The organism is Streptomyces sp. NPDC006997, from assembly GCF_040635175.1.
Classification (GTDB): Bacteria; Actinomycetota; Actinomycetes; order Streptomycetales; family Streptomycetaceae; genus Streptomyces.
In genome coordinates, this window is record NZ_JBEYHH010000004.1 from 311,158 (window position 1) to 317,519 (window position 6,362).

4 protein-coding genes are annotated in these 6,362 nt (G+C 71.6%); 1 reads left to right on the plus strand and 3 read right to left on the minus strand.

The genetic code is table 11. The features are described from left to right. Positions 1–9: 9 nt before the first annotated feature. The 3 genes from ABZ659_RS06110 to ABZ659_RS06120 form a co-directional block, all read right to left on the minus strand. Positions 10–954, minus strand: coding sequence for an RluA family pseudouridine synthase (locus ABZ659_RS06110; RefSeq protein ID WP_360213957.1), 945 nt, complete (start codon positions 952–954; stop codon positions 10–12). A gap of 43 nt (positions 955–997) precedes the next feature. Beyond that, positions 998–1,666: a signal peptidase II gene (gene lspA / locus ABZ659_RS06115; protein WP_360213959.1), complete on the minus strand. Its 669-nt coding sequence runs from the start codon at positions 1,664–1,666 to the stop codon at positions 998–1,000. A gap of 71 nt (positions 1,667–1,737) precedes the next feature. Then, the gene (locus tag ABZ659_RS06120; RefSeq protein ID WP_360213989.1) at positions 1,738–2,514 is read right to left on the minus strand and encodes a TraR/DksA family transcriptional regulator; all 777 of its coding nucleotides are present in this window, start codon (positions 2,512–2,514) and stop codon (positions 1,738–1,740) included. A 613-nt stretch (positions 2,515–3,127) separates the two neighbouring features. On the opposite strand from ABZ659_RS06120, the gene ileS reads away from it, so the two are divergent. Then, entirely contained in the window at positions 3,128–6,265 is a 3,138-nt protein-coding gene (ileS, locus tag ABZ659_RS06125) for an isoleucine--tRNA ligase (RefSeq protein WP_360213961.1), read from the plus strand. The last annotated feature ends 97 nt before the right edge of the window (positions 6,266–6,362 follow it).

Sequence of the window (6,362 nt, forward strand, 5' to 3'; positions counted from 1 at the left end):
GGGGGCCGCTCAGCCGTACGTCTCGGTCCGCACCTGGTCGAGGGCCCGCTGGAGGTCCTCCGGGTAGTCACAGGCGTACTCCACCCACTGGCCGTCGCCGGGGTGCTCGAAGCCGAGGCGTACGGCGTGCAGCCACTGCCGGGTCAGGCCGAGCCGCTTGGCCAGCGTCGGGTCCGCGCCGTAGGTGAGGTCGCCGACGCAGGGGTGGCGGTGGGCGGCCATGTGGACGCGGATCTGGTGGGTGCGGCCGGTCTCCAGCTTCACGTCGAGCAGGGAGGCCGCGCGGAACGCCTCGATCAGGTCGTAGTGGGTGACGGAGGCCTTGCCGTCCGCGGTCACCGCCCACTTGTAGTCGTGCTGCGGGTGGCGGCCGATGGGCGCGTCGATGGTGCCGCTGGTCGGGTCCGGGTGGCCCTGCACGAGCGTGTGGTAGCGCTTGTCGACCGTGCGCTCCTTGAACTGGCGCTTCAGCGAGGTGTACGCGTACTCGGACTTGGCCACCACCATCAGGCCGGAGGTGCCGACGTCCAGCCGGTGCACGATGCCCTGGCGCTCGGCGGCGCCGGAGGTCGAGATGCGGTACCCGGCGGCGGCCAGACCGCCGATCACCGTCGGCCCGGTCCAGCCCGGCGACGGGTGCGCGGCGACGCCGACCGGCTTGACGATCACGACCACGTCATCGTCGTCGTGCACGATCTCCATGCCCTCGACCGGCTCGGCCACCACCCGCACCGGGGCGGCGGCCCCCGGCATCTCGACCTCCAGCCAGGCACCGCCGTGGACGCGCTCGGACTTGCCGACCACCGCGCCGTCCACCAGCACCTTGCCCGCCGCGGCCAGCTCGGCCGCCTTGGTACGGGAGAAGCCGAACATGCGGGAGATGGCGGCGTCGACGCGCTCGCCCTCCAGGCCGTCCGGCACGGGCAGGGTACGGATCTCGGGAATCGTGCTCACCCGTCGAGTATGCCGGACGGGTCCGACACTCCCGTACGCGCGCTCAGTCCTTGTGGACAGTGCCGTCCGGGTCGAGCCCCCGGAACGACAGCAGCACGATCAGGACGCCGCCGCACACGATCGCCGAGTCGGCGAGGTTGAAGACGGCGAAGTGCTTGGGCGCGATGAAGTCGACGACCGCGCCCTCGAAGACCCCCGGCGCCCGGAAGATCCGGTCGGTGAGGTTGCCGAGCGCGCCGCCGAGCAGCAGCCCGAGCGCGATCGCCCAGGGCAGGCTGTAGAGCTTGCGGGCGAGCCGGGCGATCACCACGATCACCACCGCCGCGATCACCGTGAAGATGACCGTGAACGCCTCGCCGAAGCCGAAGGCCGCGCCCGCGTTGCGGATCGCCTCGAACCGCAGCCAGTCCCCGATGATCTCGATGGGCTCGTGGTGCTCCAGCTTGGCGACCACGATCATCTTGCTGACCAGGTCGAGGGCGTACGCGAAGACGGCGACCGCGAACAGCACCGCGATCCGCCGCCTGCCGCGCGGCTCCCCGGCCGTGCCCGTCCCCCCGGACGGGGCGGACGCGGCGGAACCGGCGTCCGTCTCCGGGCCGCCCGCGCCGGACCGCTCGCCCGACGCCGTGCCGTCGCCGCGCCGCTCCCGCTCGGCCCGCGCCGCGTCCGGGGTGTCCGGCGTACCGATGATGCGCTCCGCCTCTGCCACGTGAGTCCCTCAACCTAGGTGCCGACTGAGCACGAGGGTACGACACACCGTGCGGGACCCACGTGCTCGCCTCAGTACCGGCGTTCCTGCTTCTGCTTGCACTCCACGCACAGTGTCGCCCGTGGGAACGCCTGCATCCGCGCCTTGCCGATGGGCTTGCCGCAGCTGTCGCACAGGCCGTAGGTGCCCGCGTCGAGCCGCTCCAGGGCGCGCTCGGTCTGGGTGAGCATCTCGCGCGCGTTGGCGGCCAGCGCCAGCTCGTGCTCACGCGTGATGTTCTTGGCGCCGGTGTCCGCCTGGTCGTCGCCCGCGCCGTCGCCGGAGTCCCGCATCAGGCCCGCCAGGGACTGCTCGATCCCGTCGATCTCGGAGCGCAGCCGGTCCGCCTCGGACACCAGCTCCGCGCGCGCCTCCGCGACCTCGTCCGGGGTCCAGGGGTCCTCGCCGGGGCGCACCGCCAGCTCGCCGGGCTCCACCGCGGCGATCCGCGCCTTGGGAACGGCGGTCTCGGCCGCCGTGGCCGTGCCAGGGGTCTTCTTCGCAACCACCGTCGTGGCTCCCGTCTGCTCCGCGGCCTGCGCCGCGCCCGCCTTCTTGGCCGTGCTCTTCCTGGCCGTCGCCTTCTTGGCCGTGGCCTTCTTCGCCGCGCGCTTGGTGGTGCTGTTCCCCGTGCTGTTCCCCGTGCTGCTCTCAGTGCTCTTCTCAGTGCTCTTGGTGGCCGTCGCCTCCTTGACGGCCGTCTTCCTGGCGACCGTCTTCTTCTCGGCGACCGCCTCCTGACCGGGGGCCTCCTCCTGACCGGGGGCCGCCTTCCTCTTCGCGGCCGTCGTGCTCTTCTTCCCCGTCACGTCCTTGGCCGCACCTCCGGATGCCGTCGTCGGCCTTCCGGAGGACGCCGGCTGCTGTACGGCGGTCTTCTTCGCCACCATGGCCGCGGCCCCTTCACATATTGTGATCTTGCACGCGAATCGTGCTGGGACGATAAATCGACTTCACTCCCGCGGCAACCGGGCACGCCGCCCGATTCGCCCGGCCCGCGACCCCACCGCGACCGACATGCATCCGTTGTGCCCAGCTCCCCGCCGGGTAACCACCCGGCGGTACCGCCCCGAAAACCGGTCGGCCGCGGTCGGCGGAGCGCCGTACACTGGGCGGAGCGAGAAGCGTCGATGGGGACGAGTAGCGTCGTACGCAGCCCAGAGCGACCCGGGGACGGTGTGAGCCCGGGGGCGAGCGCGGCGTGAAGATCACCCCGGAGCCGCCGGAAGAAAGCCCGAACCCACCCGGTGACGGCGAGTAGACCCGGCATCGCGACCCCAATGAGGGGGCTCACCGGTGCACACCCCGCACCGGAGGGCCAAGGAGGGTGGTACCGCGGGAGCGCGCCGAGACCGGCGCAGGAAGACACGGCTCTCGTCCCTCCGGACGGAAGGCAGCAAGTCCGCCGGAGGAAGCTCGCTGATGACATCGCCTACGTACCGCCAGGTGCCCGCCCAGGTCGACCTGCCCGCGCTGGAGCACGCCGTGCTCGACTTCTGGCGCGAGCAGAAGATCTTCGCCAAGAGCCTGGAGCAGTCCGAGGGTCGCCCCGAATGGGTGTTCTACGAGGGCCCGCCCACCGCCAACGGTATGCCGGGCGCCCACCACATCGAGGCACGCGTCTTCAAGGACGTCTTCCCCCGCTTCCGCACCATGCGCGGCTACCACGTCGCCCGCAAGGCCGGCTGGGACTGCCACGGCCTCCCGGTGGAGCTGGCGGTCGAGAAGGAGCTGGGCTTCAGCGGCAAGCAGGATATCGAGGCGTACGGCATCGCCGCGTTCAACGACCGGTGCCGGGAGTCCGTGACCCGCCACACCGACGCCTTCGCCCAGCTGACGACCCGCATGGGCTACTGGGTCGACATGGACGAGGCGTACCGCACGATGGACCCCGAGTACATCGAGTCGGTCTGGTGGTCGCTGAAGGAGATCTTCACCAAGGGCCTGCTGGTCCAGGACCACCGCGTCGCCCCCTGGTGCCCCCGCTGCGGCACCGGCCTCTCCGACCACGAGCTGGCGCAGGGCTACGAGACGGTCGTCGACCCCTCGGTCTACGTCCGCTTCCCGCTCACCTCCGGCCCGCTGGCGGGCGAGGCGTCCCTGGTCGTCTGGACGACCACGCCGTGGACGCTGGTCTCCAACACCGCGGTCGCGGCCCACCCCGAGGTCACCTACGTCGTCGCCACCAACGGCGAGGAGAAGCTCGTCGTCGCCGAGCCGCTGGTCGGCAAGGCGCTCGGCGAGGGCTGGGAGCCCACCGGGCGGTCCTTCACCGGCGCCGAGATGGAGCGCTGGACCTACCAGCGCCCCTTCGAGCTGGTCGAGTTCCCCGAGGCGGCGCACTTCGTCGTCAACGCCGAGTACGTCACCACCGAGGACGGCACCGGTCTGGTCCACCAGTCCCCCGCCTTCGGTGAGGACGACCTCAAGGTCTGCCGCGCCTACGGCCTGCCCGTGGTGAACCCGGTCCGCCCCGACGGCACCTTCGAGGCGGACGTCCCCCTCGTCGGCGGCGTCTTCTTCAAGAAGGCCGACGAGAAGCTCACCGAGGACCTCGGCGCACGCGGCCTGCTCTTCAGGCACCTGCCGTACGAGCACAGCTACCCGCACTGCTGGCGCTGCCACACCGCGCTCCTCTACTACGCGCAGCCGTCCTGGTACATCCGCACCACCGCCGTCAAGGACCGCCTCCTCCAGGAGAACCAGAACACCAACTGGTTCCCCGACACGGTCAAGAACGGCCGCTACGGCGACTGGCTCGACAACAACATCGACTGGGCGCTCTCCCGCAACCGCTACTGGGGCACCCCGCTGCCGATCTGGCGCTGCGAGGACGACCACCTCACGGTCGTCGGCTCCCGCGCCGAGCTGACCGAGCTGACCGGCACCGACCAGTCCGGACTCGACCCGCACCGCCCGTACATCGACGAGGTGACCTTCGCCTGCCCGAGCTGCGCGAAGACGGCCACGCGCGTGCCGGAGGTCATCGACGCCTGGTACGACTCGGGTTCCATGCCGTTCGCGCAGTGGGGCTACCCGTACAAGAACAAGGAGCTGTTCGAGTCCCGCTACCCGGCGCAGTTCATCAGCGAGGCCATCGACCAGACGCGCGGGTGGTTCTACACGCTGATGGCGATCGGCACCCTGGTCTTCGACAAGTCCTCGTACGAGAACGTCGTCTGCCTCGGGCACATCCTCGCCGAGGACGGCCGGAAGATGTCCAAGCACCTGGGCAACATCCTCCAGCCGATCCCGCTGATGGACCAGCACGGCGCGGACGCGGTGCGCTGGTTCATGGCGGCCGGCGGCTCCCCCTGGGCGGCCCGCCGGGTCGGCCACGGCACCATCCAGGAGGTCGTCCGCAAGACGCTCCTCACGTACTGGAACACGGTCGCCTTCCAGGCCCTGTACGCCCGCACGTCGAACTGGGCGCCCTCCGCGGCCGACCCGGCCCCGGCGGACCGCCCGCTGCTCGACCGCTGGCTGCTGTCCGAACTCCACGCGCTCACCGACCAGGTGACGCGCTCCCTGGAGGCCTACGACACCCAGCGCGCGGGCAAGCTGCTCTCCGCGTTCGTCGACGACCTCTCCAACTGGTACGTCCGCCGCTCCCGGCGCCGCTTCTGGCAGGGCGACAAGGCGGCGCTGCGCACCCTGCACGAGGTCGTCGAGACGGTCACCAAGCTGATGGCCCCGCTGACCCCGTTCATCACCGAGCGGGTATGGCAGGACCTGGTGGTGCCGGTCACGCCGGGCGCCCCGGAGTCGGTGCACCTGGCGTCGTGGCCGGAGGCGGACCTCACCGCCATCGACCCGGAACTGTCGCGGCAGATGCTGCTGGTGCGCCGCCTGGTGGAGCTGGGCCGGGCCACGCGCGCGGAGTCGGGCGTCAAGACCCGCCAGCCGCTGCGCCGGGCCCTGGTCGCGGCGACGGGCTTCGACGCGCTCTCCCCCGAACTGCACACGCAGATCACCGAGGAGCTGAACGTCGAGTCCCTCGCCTCCCTCAGCGAGGTCGGCGGCAGCCTGGTCGACACCACCGCGAAGGCCAACTTCCGCGCGCTGGGCAAGCGGTTCGGCAAGCGCGTCCAGGACGTGGCCAAGGCCGTGGCGAACGCGGACGCGGCGGCGCTCTCCCTCGCCCTGCGCGAGGGCACGGCGTCGGTCGAGGTCGACGGGGAGACCATCACCCTCGCCCCCGACGAGGTCATCATCACCGAGACCCCGCGTGAGGGCTGGTCGGTGGCGTCCGACGCGGGCGCGACGGTCGCCCTCGACCTGGAGATCACCGAGGAGCTGCGCCGGGCCGGTCTCGCCCGGGACGCGATCCGGCTGATCCAGGAAGCCCGCAAGAACAGCGGCCTCGACGTGGCCGACCGGATCGCGCTGCGCTGGACCGCCACGGACCCGGCGACCGTCGCCGCGCTCACCGAGCACACGGGCCTGATCGCCGACGAGGTCCTCGCCACGGACTTCGCGCGGGGCGAGGCGGACGACAGCTACGGCTCCGCCTTCACCGACGAGGGTCTGGCGCTGACGTTCCGACTGCGCAAGGCGTAGGCGGGCGGGGGGGGCGGGGGGGGGCCCCCCCGCCCCCCCCCCCCCCCCCCCCACCCCCCGCCCCCAATACGGGGATATAGAGGGGGGGGCCGCGGGA

Coding starts and splice junctions, on each gene's coding strand:
- ileS (WP_360213961.1), top strand. CDS start 3,128: ATGACATCGCCTACGTACCGCCAGGTGCCCGCCCAGGTCGACCTGCCC.